The sequence below is a fragment of the Mediterraneibacter catenae genome, from assembly GCF_008691045.1.
Lineage (GTDB): Bacteria > Bacillota > Clostridia > Lachnospirales > Lachnospiraceae > Mediterraneibacter > Mediterraneibacter ornithocaccae.
This window is the reverse complement of record NZ_VMSO01000015.1, coordinates 25,582-43,444: the sequence shown is the minus strand read 5'-3', so window position 1 is coordinate 43,444 and position 17,863 is coordinate 25,582. Positions and strand designations below refer to the sequence as shown.

General features: G+C 50.3%; 12 protein-coding genes and 1 pseudogene. 7 read left to right on the top strand and 6 right to left on the bottom strand.

Features of this window, described 5'->3' with window-relative positions; all coding sequences use genetic code 11:
- Positions 1–53: 53 nt before the first annotated feature.
- The 3 genes and pseudogenes from xdhA (at position 54) to xdhC (ending at position 3,891) form a co-directional block, all read left to right on the top strand.
- On the top strand, positions 54–2,405 hold the full coding sequence (gene xdhA / locus FNY66_RS11305) for a xanthine dehydrogenase subunit XdhA (RefSeq protein ID WP_150311211.1): 2,352 nt from the start codon (positions 54–56) through the stop codon (positions 2,403–2,405).
- Positions 2,398–3,270, top strand: a pseudogene (xdhB, locus tag FNY66_RS16180) (xanthine dehydrogenase subunit XdhB); the annotation flags it as partial. The gene xdhA and the pseudogene xdhB, both read left to right, overlap by 8 nt.
- Positions 3,271–3,375: 105 nt before the next feature.
- The gene (xdhC, locus tag FNY66_RS16175; RefSeq protein ID WP_150311222.1) at positions 3,376–3,891 is read left to right on the top strand and encodes a xanthine dehydrogenase subunit XdhC; all 516 of its coding nucleotides are present in this window, start codon (positions 3,376–3,378) and stop codon (positions 3,889–3,891) included.
- A gap of 175 nt (positions 3,892–4,066) precedes the next feature.
- On the opposite strand, the gene arcC is transcribed toward xdhC, so the two are convergent.
- The 6 genes from arcC to FNY66_RS11265 all read right to left on the bottom strand — a co-directional run bounded on the left by arcC (position 4,067) and on the right by FNY66_RS11265 (position 10,258).
- Positions 4,067–5,011, bottom strand: coding sequence for a carbamate kinase (gene arcC / locus FNY66_RS11290; protein ID WP_087151381.1), 945 nt, complete (start codon positions 5,009–5,011; stop codon positions 4,067–4,069).
- Positions 5,012–5,027: 16 nt separating this feature from the next.
- Entirely contained in the window at positions 5,028–5,411 is a 384-nt protein-coding gene (locus FNY66_RS11285) for a RidA family protein (protein ID WP_087151380.1), read from the bottom strand.
- 203 nt (positions 5,412–5,614) lie between these two features.
- Positions 5,615–6,808: a knotted carbamoyltransferase YgeW gene (gene ygeW / locus FNY66_RS11280; protein ID WP_087151379.1), complete on the bottom strand. Its 1,194-nt coding sequence runs from the start codon at positions 6,806–6,808 to the stop codon at positions 5,615–5,617.
- A 69-nt stretch (positions 6,809–6,877) separates the two neighbouring features.
- Positions 6,878–8,188 (bottom strand): YgeY family selenium metabolism-linked hydrolase, encoded by a 1,311-nt coding sequence (locus FNY66_RS11275; RefSeq protein WP_087151378.1) that lies wholly within the window; start codon positions 8,186–8,188, stop codon positions 6,878–6,880.
- 181 nt (positions 8,189–8,369) lie between these two features.
- A complete protein-coding gene (gene dpaL, locus FNY66_RS11270; RefSeq protein ID WP_150311210.1) occupies positions 8,370–9,575 on the bottom strand; it encodes a diaminopropionate ammonia-lyase in 1,206 nt (401 codons plus the stop codon).
- 35 nt (positions 9,576–9,610) lie between these two features.
- Positions 9,611–10,258 (bottom strand): helix-turn-helix transcriptional regulator, encoded by a 648-nt coding sequence (locus tag FNY66_RS11265; protein ID WP_087151376.1) that lies wholly within the window; start codon positions 10,256–10,258, stop codon positions 9,611–9,613.
- 273 nt (positions 10,259–10,531) lie between these two features.
- On the opposite strand from FNY66_RS11265, the gene ssnA reads away from it, so the two are divergent.
- From ssnA to hydA, 4 genes are all read left to right on the top strand, one after another.
- The gene (gene ssnA, locus FNY66_RS11260) at positions 10,532–11,863 is read left to right on the top strand and encodes a putative aminohydrolase SsnA (protein WP_087151375.1); all 1,332 of its coding nucleotides are present in this window, start codon (positions 10,532–10,534) and stop codon (positions 11,861–11,863) included.
- Positions 11,864–11,951: 88 nt separating this feature from the next.
- On the top strand, positions 11,952–13,382 hold the full coding sequence (locus tag FNY66_RS11255; protein WP_087151374.1) for a uracil-xanthine permease family protein: 1,431 nt from the start codon (positions 11,952–11,954) through the stop codon (positions 13,380–13,382).
- A 97-nt stretch (positions 13,383–13,479) separates the two neighbouring features.
- Entirely contained in the window at positions 13,480–16,473 is a 2,994-nt protein-coding gene (ygfK, locus tag FNY66_RS11250; protein ID WP_150311209.1) for a putative selenate reductase subunit YgfK, read from the top strand.
- A gap of 18 nt (positions 16,474–16,491) precedes the next feature.
- A complete protein-coding gene (gene hydA / locus FNY66_RS11245; RefSeq protein ID WP_150311208.1) occupies positions 16,492–17,859 on the top strand; it encodes a dihydropyrimidinase in 1,368 nt (455 codons plus the stop codon).
- Positions 17,860–17,863: the final 4 nt, after the last annotated feature.

Genomic DNA, 17,863 nt, shown 5'->3' with positions numbered 1-17,863 from the left:
TAATTACTGTCAGCAGTGATGCAGACCGATAGCAGAGATCGGGAGGTGATGATATGGCAGAAAAAGATACTGTCAGGAAAGAACATGTAATCGGTAAAAGTGTGAAACGTGTGGATGCATTTGAAAAGGTGACCGGACGTGCTAAGTATACGGAAGATCTGTGTGACAGAAATGCATATGTGGCGAAGGTGCTCCATTCCACGATCGCTCACGGGTATGTGAAGTCTATCGACACGTCCGGGGCAGAGAAGATTCCAGGTGTGGTCAAAATTGTCACATGCTTTGACGTGCCGGAGTATTATTTCCCGACGGCCGGACATCCGTGGTCAACGGAAGAGGAACATCAGGATGTGGCAGACCGGCTGCTCTTAGAGCGGCATGTCAGATATTACGGTGACGATGTGGCAGCCGTGATAGCGGAAAATGAAGTGGCGGCTTCTCAGGCGCTCCGGGCACTGAAAGTGGAGTATGAGGAACTGCCGTTTGTCCTTGACGTACATAAGGCGATGGAGGACGATGCCCCGCAGATACACGAGAAATATCCCAATAATGTCCTGAAACACACGTCGATCCGGAACGGCGATTATGAGAACGCCATAAAGGAACCCGGACTTACAAAGGTAGAGGGATGGTATCAGACTCCGACTGTGCAGCACTGTCACATAGAGAATCCCGTCTGCTATGCCTATATGGAGCAGGGGCGGATCGTGGTTGTTACGTCGACGCAGATCCCTCATATCTGCAGGCGTGTTGTCGGCCAGGCGCTGGGGGTACCGTGGGGGAAAGTCCGTATCATCAAGCCGTACATTGGCGGTGGATTCGGAAATAAGCAGGACGTCCTCTACGAACCGCTCTGTGCTTATCTGACTACGGTGGTAGGCGGAAGAACGGTCAAAATGGATATTTCCAGGGAGGAGACATTCGCATCTACAAGAGTACGACATGCGATCCATTTCCATATTATCTCGTATGTAAGACCAGATGGCACATATGCGGCCCGGAAATTTGAGAGTTTCTCGGATCAGGGCGGATATGCGTCACACGGACACAGCATTGCAGCAAAAGGAATGGGATGTTTTCCGCAGCTTTATCCGTGTCCGAATATTGAGGCAGACACATATACAGTATTTACCAACAAGGCTGCTTCCGGAGCCATGAGAGGCTATGGCATCCCGCAGGCCATGTTTGCTATGGAGAGCCATACGGACGATGTGGCGCGTGCCATCGGAGTACCGCCGTATGAGTTCCGTATGAAAAATGTCATGCCGAAGGGATTTAAAGACGGTTTCTCGAAAAATGTAAACTATTATGATACATTCCGGGAATGTATGGAGAAGGGAAGAAAGGAATTCGACTACGACAGGCGACTTGAAAAATATTCCCATCAGACAGGAGATGTCCGCCGTGGCGTCGGAATGTCTGTTTTCTGGTATAACACTGGTGTGTGGCCCATCTCCCTTGAGACATCCGCGTGCCGTATGGTGCTCAATCAGGACGGAAGCATACAGGTGCAGGTAGGAGAGACTGAGATCGGACAGGGCGCGGATACGGCGTTCGCGCAGATGGCTGCGGAGACGGTGGGGATTCCGTTCGAGATGGTGCATGTCGTTTCCACTCAGGATACGGATGTGACACCGTTCGGAACCGGCGCGTATGCCTCCAGACAGACTTACATGGCGGGATTCTCTATCCGTCAGACCGGGGAGCTTTTGAAAGAGAAAATCATAGAGACTGCACACGAGCTGACACGCCAGATGAAAGAAAATCTTGACATTGTAAACGGATATATTGTCAGAACGACGGACGGAGAGGTGCTTATGTCTCTTGGCGAACTGGCGACAGAGAAACTGTACAGCCTGACAAATAACGGACATCTCACGGCGGAGAGCAGCTATCAGATTAAGAATAATGCATATTCGTTCGGGTGCACTTTTGTGGAGGTAGAGGTAGATATTCCGGGATGCAGGGCAGAGGTGACGGATATCCTGAACGTCCACGACTGTGGGCGCCTGATCAATCCGGCGCTTGCTGAGGCGCAGGTGCATGGCGGCATGAGTATGGCGATCGGTTATGCACTCTCAGAGAAGCTGCTCTATGATGAGAAGACCGGAAGACCACTGAACAATAATCTTCTGGATTATAAACTCTCGACATTTATGGACCATCCGGATCTTCACGCGGCATTTGTCGAGAACTATGAGCCGACCAGTGCATACGGAACGAAAGCACTTGGGGAGCCGCCGGCATGTTCCCCTGCTCCGGCGATCCGCAATGCAATACTGCAGGCGACGGGCGTTGCGTTAAATGAGATACCGATGAGACCGCATCTGCTGTTCGACGAGTTCCAAAAAGCAGGACTGCTACGATCTGATCACGGCGGAAATGAGGTGAAAGATTATGTATGATATGAAGGCACTGTATGAGGCGAAAAGTGTGGAGGATGCGATCCGGCTGCTTCAGGAGCATCCGGAAGCGCAGGTTATTGCCGGCGGCAGCGACGTTCTCGTCCAGATGAGAGAGGGGAAGCGTGCCGGCGTTGAGCTTGTGAGCATATATGGATTAGACGAATTGCGCGGCGTGACGATGGATGAGGACGGAACTATCCGGATCGGCTCGTTGACGAGCTTCTCCCATATCACGAAAGATCCGCTCATTCAGAAGCATATAGGTGTGCTCGGCGAAGCGGTGGACATGGTAGGCGGTCCCCAGATCCGAAACATCGGTACGATCGGCGGTAATACATGTAATGGCGTGACTTCGGCAGACTCGGCGTCCACTCTGTTTGCGTGGGACGCACGGATCGAGCTGACAGGGCCGGAGGGCGTGCGCGTGCTTCCGATCAGGGATTTTTACATAAAGGCAGGTAAAGTAGATATAAGACCCGGCGAAATCCAGACAGCGATCCTGATTCCGAGAGAATCCTATGAGGGTTATGCCGGCCATTACATTAAGTATGCAATGAGAAATGCAATGGATATAGCTACATTGGGATGCTCTGTAAATGTAAAACTTTCAGATGACAAGAAAACATTTACAGATATTCGTATCGCATACGGAGTTGCAGGTCCGGTTCCCATGCGTGCAGCACATGCAGAAGCGGCCGGGAGAGGTCTTGAAGTTACGGAGGAGAGCATTGAGAAGCTCGGCGATACTGTGCTCGAGGACGTTACGCCCCGCGACAGCTGGCGTGCCAGCAAGGCGTTCAGGGAACATATCTCAAAAGTTCTTTGTAAAAGAGCTTTGCGTGAGGCGGTCAGAAGGGCCGGCGGCATGACTGCGGAACAAAATCCGGCGGCTTCGGACAGTGAGACGGTCGAGCCCGCGGAGAAGAAAGAACAGCCGGGAGCGGCATCAGGAGCATCCCGCCATACGATCATGACCGATTCCGAGAGCGGAAAGCAGTATAAACTGGTGCGCTGCCGTATCAACGGTGTGGAGCGTGAGACGATGGTCGATGTAAGAGCTTCACTCACCGATATGCTTCGCAATGATTATTCTCTGACCAGTGTCAAGAAAGGCTGCGAGGTGGGAGAGTGCGGCGCCTGCAATGTGATCATTGACGGTGAGTGCTTTAACTCCTGCATCTATCTTGCAGTGTGGGCGGACGGAAAAGAGATCCGCACTCTGGAAGGACTGATGGGACCGGACGGCGAACTCTCTGATATCCAGCAGGCATTTATCGATGAGGCGGCAGTGCAGTGTGGATTCTGTACGCCGGGCGTCATCATGAGCGCCGTTGAAATCCTTGAGAGCGGAAAAGAGTATACAAGAGACGAGCTCAGGAATCTGCTCTCCGGACATCTGTGCAGATGTACAGGGTATGAGAATATCCTGAATGCTGTGGAGAAGACGATGAAGAAGAGACTGGGAAGTACAGATAAAATAAATTGAAGTTTTGAAGTGCCCTGTTAAAGAGAACTTCAGTCTGAGAGTGTCTGGCTTGTAGAGGGGTAAGAAGTCTGAAAAAGAAACTATCAAATAAAAAGAGGACATCCGATCAGTACATGGCATAACTGTCGGATGTCCTCCTTTTGTATTATATATTTTAGGAGTTTGATGATTTGTTCTACAGATGAATCCTTGTACCGGTTTTGCCGAGGATTCCGTCTTTTGCTTTTTCAAGCAGTGTGATGAGAGCCTGTCTGCCCGGCTTTGATTCTGCGAATTCAACAGCCGCCTGCACTTTGGGGAGCATAGAACCCGGTGCAAAATGTCCCTCATCTATGTACTGTTTTGCCTCGGCCACGGTAATGTCGCCGAGCCATTTCTCGTTCGGTTTCCCGTAATTGATAGCTGCTTTCTCGACAGCAGTCAGGATGATGAGGAAATCGGCATCCAGTTCTTTTGCCATCAGGCAGCTTGCAAAGTCTTTATCGATGACGGCACTGGCGCCTTTTAAGTGGTTACCCTGACGTGTGACAGGGATACCGCCGCCTCCGCAGGCAATGACAACATCGCCGGAGTCCACCATATTGCGGATCGTTCCGATCTCGATGATTTCTTGCGGCTTTGGTGATGCTACCACTCGGCGGTAACCGCGGCCTGCATCTTCCTTCATGATGTAATCATATTTCTCTGCCATTACATCAGCCTGTTCTTTTGTCATGAAACGGCCGATCGGTTTGGACGGATGCTCAAATGCCGGATCATCCGGATCAACGCGCACCTGCGTGATCATAGTCGCTACCGGAATGTCCGTGATTCCTCTGTTTAAGAGCTCTTCGCGGAGTGCATTCTGAAGATCGTACCCGATATATGCCTGACTCATGGCAACGCAGACAGAAAGCGGTGTGTTCGGCTGCTGCGGATCTTCGTGGGTAAGTGCGATCATGGCGTTATTTACCATGCCCACCTGGGGTCCGTTGCCGTGTGCAACGACGACCTCGCAGCCTTCCTGGATCAGATCCACGATAGCGCGGGACGTGATCTTAACGGCTTTCATCTGTTCCGGCAGAGTATTGCCGAGGGCGTTTCCGCCCAGGGCAATGACGATACGTTTTTTCTTTTCCATAAGCTGCCTCCCGGAATCAGCCTTCTTTTACAGCGGCGATTGTCTCTACTTCACAGAGAACTCCCTTCGGAAGAGCCTTTACAGCAACGCAGGAACGTGCCGGATTGCCTGTGAAGTATTTAGCGTATACTTCGTTGAATGCAGCGAAGTCAGCCATATCTGCGAGGAAGCAGGTTGTTTTCACTACATCTGTGAAAGATGCGCCCTGGCTCTCCAGAAGAGCACCTACATTTTTCATAACCTGCTCAGCCTGCTCTGTGATGTCAGCACCTACGACTTCGCCTGTCTCCGGTGAGAGCGGAATCTGTCCTGAGAAGAATGCAATCCCGTTCAGAACGATTCCCTGTGAATATGGTCCGATAGCTGCAGGTGCGTTTTTTGTGTCTACATATTTTAACATGATATAAATACCTCCTAATGATTCTTTTAGATTAGTAACTGTTCAGTATGTTCAGCCCGCGCCATTCGCAAAGCCGCACTTACGTGCTTACTGCGACGTTGTCGCTGCTTTGCTCATATCCAGACGCTCAACACATCTGTCTGCCAGTCAACAGATCCTTATGCGAGCATAAAACTGTTGACTGACGCCAGATGGCTGAACTATTATTTAAACACTCTCGGTGTGCCTTTTTCTTCAAGTTTCTTGAGAATGTCAGCCGGATCTGCGAATTTTGCGAGGAAGATCATAGCCGCGATGATGTACGGTTTGTAGCTTGCCTCTTTGTAGAGCGGATCTCTGTAACGGTCGAATACGCTTGCGTCAACCTCGCCTTCCTCACAGCTTACGCCTGTGATGTCGGCCGGCAGACAGTGCATATAGAGCGCTTTTCCGTCTTTTGTCGTCTTCATCAGTTCCTCTGTGCAAGCCCAGTCTTTGTGCTGTGCGTTCTGAGCGAGGAGTTCTTTCTCCAGTTCTTTGATTCCCTCGAAGTCGCCGTTTCCGTACAGCTCTGTACGTTTCTCCATAGCAGCGAACGGAGCCCAGCTCTTCGGATATACGATATCGGCATCTTTGAATGCCTCAGCCATATTATTTGTCTTTGTAAATGTACCGCCGGATTTCTTTGCGTTCTCGGCAGCAACAGCCTCAACTTCCGGGAATACCTCGTATCCTTCCGGATGAGCAAGCACAACGTCCATTCCGAAACGTGTCATCAGACCGATGATTCCCTGCGGAACGGAGAGCGGTTTGCCGTAGGACGGAGAGTAAGCCCATGACATAGCGATCTTTTTGCCTTTCAGGTTTTCGACACCGCCGAACTCGTGGATGATGTGGAGCATATCAGCCATAGCCTGTGTCGGGTGGTCGATGTCACACTGAAGGTTTACGAGCGTTGGTTTCTGTTCGAGGATGCCGTCTTTATTTCCCTGTGTTACAGCGTCAACAACTTCATGCATGTAAGCATTTCCTTTGCCGATGTACATATCGTCGCGGATACCGATCACGTCTGCCATGAAGGAGATCATGTTTGCTGTCTCGCGAACTGTCTCGCCGTGTGCAACCTGGGATTTGCCCTCGTCCAGATCCTGAACCTCAAGACCTAACAGGTTACATGCAGATGCAAAGGAGAAGCGGGTACGTGTGGAGTTGTCGCGGAAGAGGGAGATTCCGAGACCGCTCTCGAATACCTTTGTGGAAATGTTGTTCTCTCTCATAAAGCGGAGAGCGTCAGCTACGGTGAATACGGCTTCCAGTTCTTCGTCTGTCTTCTCCCATGTCAGGAAAAAGTCTCCGTTGTACATATCTTTAAAGTTCAGGGCGTTCAGCTTATCGATATAGTCCTGTAATGTTTTCATTGTTCTTTATCCTCCTTGATATAAATAAAATTAAAATACTTCCTGAAAATTATAACAGTTCAGCTTGTGTTACTCGCAGTAGCAGTTCGGCAGTGCAGCGTATACAGCGGCACATGTTACAAGGTCCTGTTTCCATGTCTTCTCATTCGGCGCGTGTGCCTGAGCTTCAGCACCCGGTCCGAATCCGATGCACGGAATTCCGTTTCTTCCCATGATGGACACGCCGTTTGTTGAGAATGTCCATTTGTCTGTGAGCGGACGGCTCTGACGCATTTCCAGAGTTTCCTCCGCGCCGATCCTCTTGTCGCCGTAGAGTGATGTGTACGCTTTCTCGAGCGCTTTTGTCACTTTGTGGTCTTTCGGGATTGCCCATGTCGGGAAGTAGCACTCGATCTCGTATACGCATCCTGTGTAGGAAGGACGGTCATAGTTATACATAGATACGACTACATCGTCGCCGTATTTCTGTACGCTCGGAAGTGCACGAATCTCGTCCAGACAGCTCTCCCATGTCTCGCCGAATGTCATGCGGCGGTCAAGTGATACCGCACAGGAGTCAGCTACCGCACAGCGGCTCGGTGATGTATAGAAGATCTGGGATACAGTTACGGTACCGCGTCCGAGGAAACGCGCCTCTTCCCAGTCCGGGTTGTATTTAGGATTCAGCATCTTTACAAGACCTTTGATCTCTGTCTCGTCTGCGTCGTCATTTTCGTTGAGGGCACGTACATCCTGGAGGATGTCAGCCATCTTGTAGATTGCGTTGTCACCGCGCTCCGGAGCGGAACCGTGGCAGGAAACACCTTTGACATCGATGCGGATCTCCATACGTCCGCGCTGTCCGCGGTAGATACCGCCGTCTGTCGGCTCCGTGGATACAACGAACTCAGGACGGATCTTGTCCTCGTTGATGATGTACTGCCAGCACAGACCGTCGCAGTCCTCTTCCTGAACTGTTCCGACAACCATGATCTTGCATCCTTCCGGGATCAGGTCCATGTCTTTCATGATCCTTGCGCCGTAAACTGCGGATACAAGGCCGCCGCACTGGTCAGATACGCCGCGTCCGCCGATTTCCGTGTCATTCTCATATCCTTCGTACGGATCGAAGTCCCAGTTGTCGATATTTCCGATACCTACTGTGTCGATATGTGCATCGTAAGCGATGATCTTATCGCCTGTTCCCATGTAACCGATGACATTTCCCTGAGGATCGATAACGACCTCGTCGAAGTCCAGTTTCTTCATCTCAGCGGCGATAGTGTCGATGTGAGCTTTCTCATCGCAGCTCTCTCCCGGATTCTTCACGATAGCGCGAAGAAATGCGGTCATGTCTTTCTGATAACCCTGTGCAGCTTCCTTGATTTTGTTGAAGTCCATAGCTTTCATTCTCCTTTCTTTGTCGCTGCCGTGCTTTATACGGCATAGTGGCACACCCTTTGCGGTGTGACTCTGAATTATAAAACGTGTTTCATCAGGCGCCGGACTGCGGAGGGCGCAGATCCGGACGGCCTGAACAGACAGAGTTGAATAGTTTCCTTATTTATATGGAACAGACGGTTTATCTGTCGTTCCCGCCCCAGACTATGGATTCGTATCTCTCGGGATCAGTGTCTCCCTCGGTGGAGAAGAGGAGGACTTTGGAGTTCTCATCCAGTCCGAGATGCTCTCTGAGAGGCTTGTACTCATCCATTGTCATGATACACGCAAGTGTTCCGAACGGTGCGGCACCGGATTCGCCGGATGTTACCGGCTGATCGCCCTTGACGGGAGCAGCGAGCATACGCATGCCCCTTGCAGCCACCCAGTCGGGTGATGCGATAAATGTATCAACATGATTTTTCAGGATATCCCAGGAAATCGTATTCGGCTCTCCGCAGGCGAGTCCCGCCATGATCGTGACCATGTCACCGTCCACGATGCGGATATCTCCGTCTCCCGCACATGCACCTTTATAGAGACATGCGGCGGCTTCGGCTTCCACAACGACTACTTTCGGCGGATTCTCAGGATAGCGGTTTGCAAAGTATCCCTGGACTGCTCCGGCGAGAGATCCCACGCCTGCCTGAATGAAGACGTGTGTCGGGCGCTCGCAGTCATAGTCGTGGAGCTGCTCATCCGCTTCCATAGCCATTGTTCCGTATCCCTGCATGATCCATGACGGAATTTCCTCGTATCCGTCCCATGCAGTATCCTGCACCATGACGCCGTTTTCTGTCTTCTCGGCCATAGCGTTTGCCATGCGGACACATTCGTCATAGTTGTATTCTTCGATCGTCGCCTCAGCGCCTTCGGCGAGAATGTTGTTCAGTCTCGTCTGTGTGCTTCCTTTCGGCATGAGGACGACTGACTTCTGTCCTAATTTGTTTGCAGCCCATGCGACACCGCGTCCGTGATTACCGTCCGTGGCGGTGAAGAATGTGGCCTGCCCGAACTCTTCCTTAAGTTTCTCGGAAGTGAGGACATTGTATGGCAGCTCGGATACATCTTTCCCGGTCTGCTTTGCTATGTAACGCGCCATAGCGAATGAACCGCCGAGCACTTTAAAAGCGTTGAGCCCGAAGCGGTAGGACTCATCTTTTACATATACTTCACCGAGTCCGAGGCGTTTTGCCATGTGATCCAGTTTTGCCAGCGGTGTGACACTGTACTGGGGAAAACTCTCATGGAAAGCGCGCGCCTTTTTGATTTCGTCCAACCCCATTACTTTCAGGTTGGAATCTTCCGTTTTCGGCATCTTGTTCACTGCCCATTTGATTGCGTCCATTGTGGAACCTCCTTAAATATGTGAAATGTTGTTGCTTACCCTTTGTCCATGTAACTATACAAAGTAAATTTTGATATCCCGAGGAGGGAAGAGACCTTGTCGCCGGATTTTGTGATGAGGAAAGCACCGGCGTTGTTTAAGTATTGTACCACAGCTACTTTGTCATCTTTGTTCATCATTGCGACAGGTTTTCCCACCCGGGCGATTGCCTGCTCGATCAGAAGGTCGAGAAGCTCGGTTACATTGTGGGTGATCCGCTGTGGTGTGGCAGAACTGTCTGTTTCCGTATCGTTTTCCGGTTCTGTCTGGATCAGGCCGCGTATGGAGTTCTCTGCCGCGAGCAGGGAGGTGATGTCATAATTCATGGAAAAGATATAAATGATCTTCCCTTTTTCATCGCGAATATAGAGTGTACTGGATTTTAAGATCCTGCCGTCGTCTGTTCTTGTGAGATAAGCGAGCTTGTCTTTTATCTTTCCCGGATCAGATCTGAGCGTCTCGAGGACGATGCCTGACGGCCCGTCTCCGGTATGCCGGTTGGATACGTGTCCGTTTTCGATATAAACGATAGACTTATCCAGATCTTTTTTTGTCAGATCATGAATGACGACTTCGCAGGAGCTCCCGAACTGAGCTGCCAGTCCATGTGCGAGCTGCTTGAGAAAGTCGAGTTTCCGATCCATTACTTCACCTGCCTTTTCTTCACTCTCTTTCGAGAGGAAAAGTGTGTCTGCTGTGTGTCTCTAAACCCATCATAGCATAAAAAAATACAGAGTCAATACTTTTTCTAAAAATTTTTTAGGTACTCTAAAAATTATTTAGAATTCATGTTGCATTTATACAATATTAATGGTATTCTATAGATAGTGACAGGTCTTAATGTGCGAATTGCACAGATAAATGTAAAAGCACATTGAGGACAGTATGTGGAAAATAAATAAAAAGGAGAAAATGACATGCTGGTTTTAGGTAATGGAAAAGTTATCACAAGAGATGCTGCATGTCCGCTGATCGAAGGCGGTGCGGTTGCTATCGACGGAACCAAGATCTGCAAGGTGGGCAGTACTGAGGATATCAAAAATGCATATCCTGAAGCAGAGTACATCGACGCCAAAGGCGGCCTGATCATGCCCGGCTTTATTAATGTACATGAGCATATTTACAGTTCGTTTGCAAGAGGCCTTTCCATAAAAGGTTATGACCCGAAGGGATTTCTCGATATCCTGGACGGACAGTGGTGGACGATTGACCGTAATCTTACACTGAACGATACATATTTAAGCGCTATGGCTACTTATATCGACTGTATCAGAAACGGTGTAACGACAATTTTTGACCATCATGCAAGCTTCGGCTCGATCAGAGGCTCACTCTTTGAAATTGAGAAAGCGGCAAAAGAGACAGGAGTCCGTTCCTGCCTCTGCTATGAGATTTCTGACAGGGATGGTATGGACAAGGCAAGAGAGTCTGTTATGGAAAATGCCGAGTTCATCCGCCATGCGCTTCAGGACGATACCGGAATGATCGCCGGAATGATGGGTATGCACGCACAGTTCACTATCTCGGATGAGACAATGGAACTTGCCGCTGCAAACAAGCCGGATGAAGTCGGATATCACATCCATGTGGCAGAGGGGATCGAAGATCTGCACCACTGCCTGAAGCATTACGGGAAAAGGATCGTGGACCGTCTGATGGATCACGGTATTCTGGGCGAGAAGACACTCCTCGGACACTGCATCTATATTAACTCCCATGAGATGGATCTCATTAAGGAAACAGACACGATGGTCGTTCACAATCCGGAGTCTAATATGGGAAATGCATGCGGATGCCCTCCGACAATGGAGCTGGTGCACAGAGGAATCCTCACCGGCCTTGGAACAGACGGGTATACCCATGACATGATGGAATCATGGAAAGTTGCGAACATTCTCCACAAGCATCATCTCTGTGATCCGAATGCAGCCTGGGGAGAGGTGCCGCAGATGCTTTTTGAGAACAATGCGAAGATTGCGGGCAGGTACTTTGCCCCGGAACTTGGTGTCCTCAAAGAAGGCGCTGCGGGCGATGTAATCATTGTCGCATATGATCCGCTCACACCGCTTACTGCGGACAATATCAACAGCCATCTTCTGTTTGGCGTGACCGGACATGATGTTGTAACTACAGTGGCAAACGGTGAAATCCTGATGAAAGACCGGAGACTGACGAAGATCGATGTGGCTAAAGTGATGGCAGACTGCAGACAGGCGGCCAAAGAACTTGCCGGCCGTATCAACGGTTAACAGACAAAAGCAGCATAAGGGCTGACATAATTTGAGTAAGGAAGGGCCCGGCAATGTATCTGCCGGGGGCAATATAGGGTGAATAAAAATGAATGATACAAAGCAGAAAAAGGACAATGCAGAGTTATTTAAATGGGACGGCAATCCGTCGTTCGGACAGGTGCTTCCCCTGGCGGCACAGCATGTGCTCGCAGCGGTAGTTGGCTGCGTGACGCCGGCTATCCTTGTGGCAAATGCTGCAAATAATGCGGGCGGAAATGTAGATATGGGACTTCTGATTCAGGTATCTCTTGTGTTCGCTGCACTGTCTACACTATTACAGTTATATGCACAGAAGATTAAATTAGGAAGCGGGCTTCCGGTCATCATTGGTGTCAGCTTCGCATATGTTCCTACAATGACAGCCATTGCCGCACAGGCAAAAGACGTTAATACGATCTTCGGCGCCATGATCATAGGCGGTGTGGTAGCGATTCTCGTAGGACTCTTTATCAGGCAGATCAGAAAGGTGTTCCCGCCGCTTGTCATCGGTACGGTTATCCTTGCGATCGGTCTGTCGCTCTACAGTACGGCAGTCAATTATATGGCAGGAAATTCTTCTAATACATATGAGGTGATTGTGGAGCAGCAGGGAAAGACTGAGGCGCTTGTATTCGGCTCATGGCAGAACTGGCTGGTGGCATTTATCACACTGGCGATCGTAGTTCTTTTGAATCATTATGGAAAAGGCCTGTTCAAACTGGCTTCTATCCTGATCGGACTTGTCTGCGGGTACATAGTGGCTCTTTGTTTCGGGATGGTAGATTTCTCCGCGCTTTCTTCCGCAGGATGGTTCCAGGTTCCGATGCCGCTTGCATTTGGCATCAGGTTTGATATATCGGCGATCCTGCCGCTGGCGATCCTGTTCCTCGTGAACTCGATCCAGGCAATGGGAGACTTCTCCGCGACGACGACAGGCGGTATGGACAGGCTGCCGACAGATGATGAGTTGAACGGCGGTATCATCGGATACGGTGTCAGCAACATCGTGGGCGCTCTGTTCGGATGCCCGCCGACGGCTACATACAGCCAGAATGTAGGTATCGTAGGTTCCACGCGGGTTGTTGCGAGAAAAGTGTTCACGGCATCAGCAGTCATCCTGCTTATCGCCGGACTGATCCCGAAGTTCTCAGCACTTCTCCGTACGATCCCGCAGTGTGTACTCGGCGGCGCAGTTGCATCGGTATTTGCATCCATTGCTATGACAGGTATCAAACTACTCGTGACTGAGAAACTGACTTACAGAAATACAACAGTTGCCGGACTGTCCATCGCCATCGGAATGGGCGTATCCTTAAGCGACGGCTGCTTAAACCAGATGACGGCAAGCATCCATGACGCACTCAACATGAGCATGAGCCTTGAGAGCTTCCAGTCCATTATCAACAATACATTTGCATCATCGCCGGTCGTACTGGCGACGATATTTGCAGTAATTCTGAACCTGATTCTGCCAAAAGACAAACCGGACGCACAGTAGACAAAATGCATATCGGAAATAAGGCCGGATACCGGACGGTGCCGACGCAGCGGCTGCCGGACAGGAAATCCGGCCATAATAACAGGAGGAAATGATAATGAGTGATATTATGAGACCAATGTCTTTTGAACAGCTTTTAAACTGGACTTTGACAGAATATAAGAAGAACGGAACTGTATTCGGGGAACATCATCCCTATCATGCGGATTCAAAGTATAACCGGACGATTTTTGAGAGACCGCTTGAGACGCCTGCCGGACCGGCGGCAGGACCGCATACGCAGCTTGCACAGAATATTGTGGCAGCATATTACACTGGCAGCCGTTTCTTCGAATTAAAGACGGTGCAGATCATGGACGGAGAGGAGCTTTCTGCATGTGTGAATAAACCGTGTATCAAAGCGGATGACGAGTGTTATAACTGCGAGTGGTCAACAGAACTTTATGTTCCCCAGGCAATGGAAGAGTATATCAAGGCGTGGTTCCTGTGCAAAGTGATCGCAAAGGAGTTTGAGCTGGGCAGCATGGACGGATTTCAGTTCAATATCAGTGTGGGATACGACCTTGCCGGTATCAAATCCGAGAAGATCGACAATTTTTTAAATACGATGCAGCATGCACAGGACTCGGATATTTTTAATTCCTGCAAGGAATATCTTATGGGTCATGCAGATCTGTTCGAAAAAGTGACAAAAGAAGATATTGAGAGTATTTCAGGCGATATCTGTAACTCCGTCACGATCTCAACACTGCACGGATGTCCTCCGCAGGAGATCGAGCGTATCGCTATGTATCTGATCACGGAGAAAGGGTTCCACACATTTATTAAATGCAACCCGACCTTGCTCGGATACGAATTTGCCAGAAAAATCATGGACGAAATGGGCTATGATTATGTGGCATTCGGAGATTTCCACTTTAAGGACGACCTGCAGTATGAGGATGCAGTGCCCATGCTGACAAGACTGATGAAAGTCTGTGAGGAGAGAAATCTCGAGTTTGGTGTAAAAATTACTAATACATTCCCGGTGGATGTAAAGCAGAACGAACTTCCGAGTGAAGAGATGTATATGTCGGGAAAATCCCTGTATCCTCTGTCAATTTCACTGGCAGCGAAGCTCACGGAAGAGTTTGACGGGAAACTCCGCATATCCTACTCCGGCGGCGCAGATTATCATAATATAAAAGAGATCGTTGATGCAGGTATCTGGCCGGTAACTGTGGCTACAACGCTGTTAAAGCCGGGCGGATATGACAGAATGTCCCAGATGGTATCACTTCTGGAAAAGGAAAATGTCGTATTCACAGGCGTAGATCCGAAAGCGGTGCGTAAGCTTGCAGATGATGCAAGAACAAACCCTCATCATGTGAAGGCAGTAAAACCGCTTCCGTCCAGAAAGATGAAGAAACAGGTGCCGCTCCTTGACTGCTTCGTGGCACCATGTAAAGAAGGATGTCCGATCCATCAGGATATTCCGGCATACTTACAGCTTGTAAAAGCAGGCAGATATGAAGAAGCGATGAAAGTCATCACGGAGAAGAACCCGCTTCCGTTCATTACAGGAACGATCTGTGCGCATCCGTGTATGAGCAAATGTACCCGTAACTTCTACGAAGAGTCCGTCTATATCCGCGGCATGAAACTGATCGCGGCAGAGAACGGATATGATGCCCTGACAGACAGTCTCACAGCTCCGGCTGTGACAAAGAGCGGCAAGGCGGCTGTGATCGGAGGCGGACCGGCTGGAATGGCTGCGGCATATTTCCTCCGCCGTGCAGGCATGGAGACGACGCTGTTCGAGAAGACAGATGCTCTCGGAGGCGTAGTGCGCCACGTGATCCCCGGATTCCGTATCTCCGACAGCGCTATCGACAAAGATGCGGCACTTCTTGAGAAAATGGGCGTGAATATCTGCTTCAACACAGAAATCACAGATCTGGACATGCTGAAAAATGCAGGATACACAGCAGTCGTCCTGGCAGTCGGTGCTTCCGAGCCGGGTGTTCTGAAACTGGAAAAAGGTGAGCCGATCAATGCGCTTGAGTTCCTTTCAGACTTCAAGGCGAAGGACGGAAATCTTGATATCGGTAAGAATGTTGTCATCATCGGCGGCGGAAATACGGCGATGGATACGGCGAGAGCTGCGAAGCGCACGAAAGGCGTGGAGCACGCGTACCTTGTATATAGAAGGACAAAGCGCTATATGCCTGCCGATGAGGAAGAACTTGTCATGGCAGTGGACGACGGCGTAGAGTTCATGGAACTGCTTTCCCCGGTGAAACTGGAAGACGGCAAACTCCTCTGTAAAGTGATGAAACTGGGCGACTACGACGCTTCCGGAAGAAGGGGCGTGGTGGAGACCGGCGAAGAGAAAGAGATCCCGGCAGATACAGTTATCGCAGCGGTAGGCGAGAGAGTGCCGACAGCATTCTATGAGTCCTGCGGTATCAATGTAAATGAGAGAGGACGTGCCATTGTCAACGAGGAGACATGTGAGACGAGCCGTGCAGGCGTCTATCTTGCAGGAGACGGACTGGGCGGACCGGCCACTGTAGTAGAGGGCATCAGTGATGCATTGAGAGCTGCACAGGCAATCCTCGGTGAGACTCTGGTCAGAGACTTTGAGCCGGAGACAGACGAAGATACGATCTACGGAAGAAAAGGCAATATCTCCGACAAGAAAGACGGCGGAGAGGAGAGCGGAAGATGTCTCGGATGCTCCGGTATCTGCGAGAACTGCGTCGAGGTATGTCCAAACCGGGCAAATATCTCCATCCGTGTGCCGGGCATGGAGAAACATCAGATCATCCATGTGGACTACATGTGCAACGAGTGCGGCAACTGTAAGAGCTTCTGTCCGTATGACAGCGCTCCGTATCTTGATAAATTCACACTGTTCGCAGATGAGAAAGATATGGAAGACAGCAGGAACCAGGGATTCACGGTGCTCGACAAAGATCAGGTGAAATGTAAGGTACGCTTCTTCGGCGAGACATATATCTGGACAAAAGGCGAGGAGACAAGGATACCGGACGGACTTCAGAAACTGATGGAGACGGTCTGCAAGGAGTATGCATATCTTTTGAGATAACAGAAAGAGGGAGTTGGCATGAAACTTTTATTTAAAGGCGGTACGATCGTCAGCGGCGACGGCATGAAGAAACTGGACATACTGGTAAAAGGAGAAAAGATCCTTGCGGTTGGTGAAGATCTGGAGTTCAGAGACGCTCAGATCGTTGATGTTCGCGGGAAGCTTCTCTTCCCCGGATTTATTGATGCACACACCCACATGGCGCTTGAAGTGAGCAATACGATCACGGCGGATAAGTTTGAAACCGGAACAAAGGCGGAACTTGCAGGAGGAACGACCTGTATCGTGGATTACGCCACCCAGTATCCGGGTGAGAGCCTGAGAGAAGCGCTCAATAACTGGCATAAGAAGGCGGACGGACAGTCTTCCTGCGATTATGCATTTCACCTGGCGCTTACAGACTGGAATGAAGACATCAGCCGCGAATTGGAAGAAATCGTGCAGAAGGAAACATGCTCTTTCAAACTGTATATGACCTATGATACGATGGTGGACGATGAGACAATGTACGAGATCCTCTCCCGTTTGAAAGAACTGGGCGGGATCGCCGGAGTGCACTGTGAGAATAACGGCATCATCCAGGCAAGGCTGAAAGAAGTCCAGAAGACAAAAGGCGGCAGAAAGGATGTATCGGATTATCCGTGGACACGCCCGAAAGAAGCCGAGGCTGAAGCTGTATCAAGGCTTCTCAAGATCGCGAAATGCGTAGATACACCGGTCATCGTCGTACATCTGAGCACTGCGGCGGGATACCGCGAGATCCTGCGCGCCAGAGAGGCGGGGCAGACTGTCTATATCGAGACGTGTCCGCAGTACCTTGTGATGGACGAGAGCAAATATTCCCTTCCCGCAGAGGAAGCGAGACATTACATGATCGCGCCGCCGCTTCGCAAGAAGAAAAATCAGGAAGTGCTCTGGCAGGCGTTGAAAGAAGGACGTATCCAGACAATTGCGACTGACCACTGCAGCTTTACGAAGGAGCAGAAAATGGCGGGAGCCGAAGACTTTTCAAAGACGCCCTGTGGTATGCCGGGGGCAGAGGAACGTCCGGCGCTCATCTGGCAGTTCGGTGTAAAGGAGAATAAGATCACGGCAGAGCAGATGTGTATCTATCTGTCGGAGAATCCTGCGAAGCTTTATAAACTCTATCCGTGGAAAGGAGCCCTCATCCCCGGAAGTGATGCGGACATCGTTGTCTGGAATCCGGATACCGAGTGGACGATGACGGCAGAGGAGCAGCAGTCTGCATGTGATTACTGCCCTATGGAAGGAACAGAGATCCACGGAAGAGCGGAACAGGTTTATTTAAGAGGCAGGCTGGCTGCGGAGAACGGCAGAGTGCTTGAGGAAAAAAGCGGTGTGTATGTCCGCCACGGAGCAGAGTGAGAGA

What these genes read in the sequence shown, in the direction of transcription:
- FNY66_RS11255 (WP_087151374.1), top strand. Translation starts at nt 11,952, where the DNA reads ATGAATGATACAAAGCAGAAAAAGGACAATGCAGAGTTATTTAAATGG.
- FNY66_RS11275 (WP_087151378.1), bottom strand. Translation starts at nt 8,188, where the DNA reads ATGGACTTCAACAAAATCAAGGAAGCTGCACAGGGTTATCAGAAAGAC.
- xdhC (WP_150311222.1), top strand. Translation starts at nt 3,376, where the DNA reads ATGACCGATTCCGAGAGCGGAAAGCAGTATAAACTGGTGCGCTGCCGT.
- ssnA (WP_087151375.1), top strand. Translation starts at nt 10,532, where the DNA reads ATGCTGGTTTTAGGTAATGGAAAAGTTATCACAAGAGATGCTGCATGT.
- hydA (WP_150311208.1), top strand. Translation starts at nt 16,492, where the DNA reads ATGAAACTTTTATTTAAAGGCGGTACGATCGTCAGCGGCGACGGCATG.
- xdhA (WP_150311211.1), top strand. Translation starts at nt 54, where the DNA reads ATGGCAGAAAAAGATACTGTCAGGAAAGAACATGTAATCGGTAAAAGT.
- FNY66_RS11265 (WP_087151376.1), bottom strand. Translation starts at nt 10,258, where the DNA reads ATGGATCGGAAACTCGACTTTCTCAAGCAGCTCGCACATGGACTGGCA.
- ygeW (WP_087151379.1), bottom strand. Translation starts at nt 6,808, where the DNA reads ATGAAAACATTACAGGACTATATCGATAAGCTGAACGCCCTGAACTTT.
- dpaL (WP_150311210.1), bottom strand. Translation starts at nt 9,575, where the DNA reads ATGGACGCAATCAAATGGGCAGTGAACAAGATGCCGAAAACGGAAGAT.
- arcC (WP_087151381.1), bottom strand. Translation starts at nt 5,011, where the DNA reads ATGGAAAAGAAAAAACGTATCGTCATTGCCCTGGGCGGAAACGCCCTC.
- ygfK (WP_150311209.1), top strand. Translation starts at nt 13,480, where the DNA reads ATGAGTGATATTATGAGACCAATGTCTTTTGAACAGCTTTTAAACTGG.
- FNY66_RS11285 (WP_087151380.1), bottom strand. Translation starts at nt 5,411, where the DNA reads ATGTTAAAATATGTAGACACAAAAAACGCACCTGCAGCTATCGGACCA.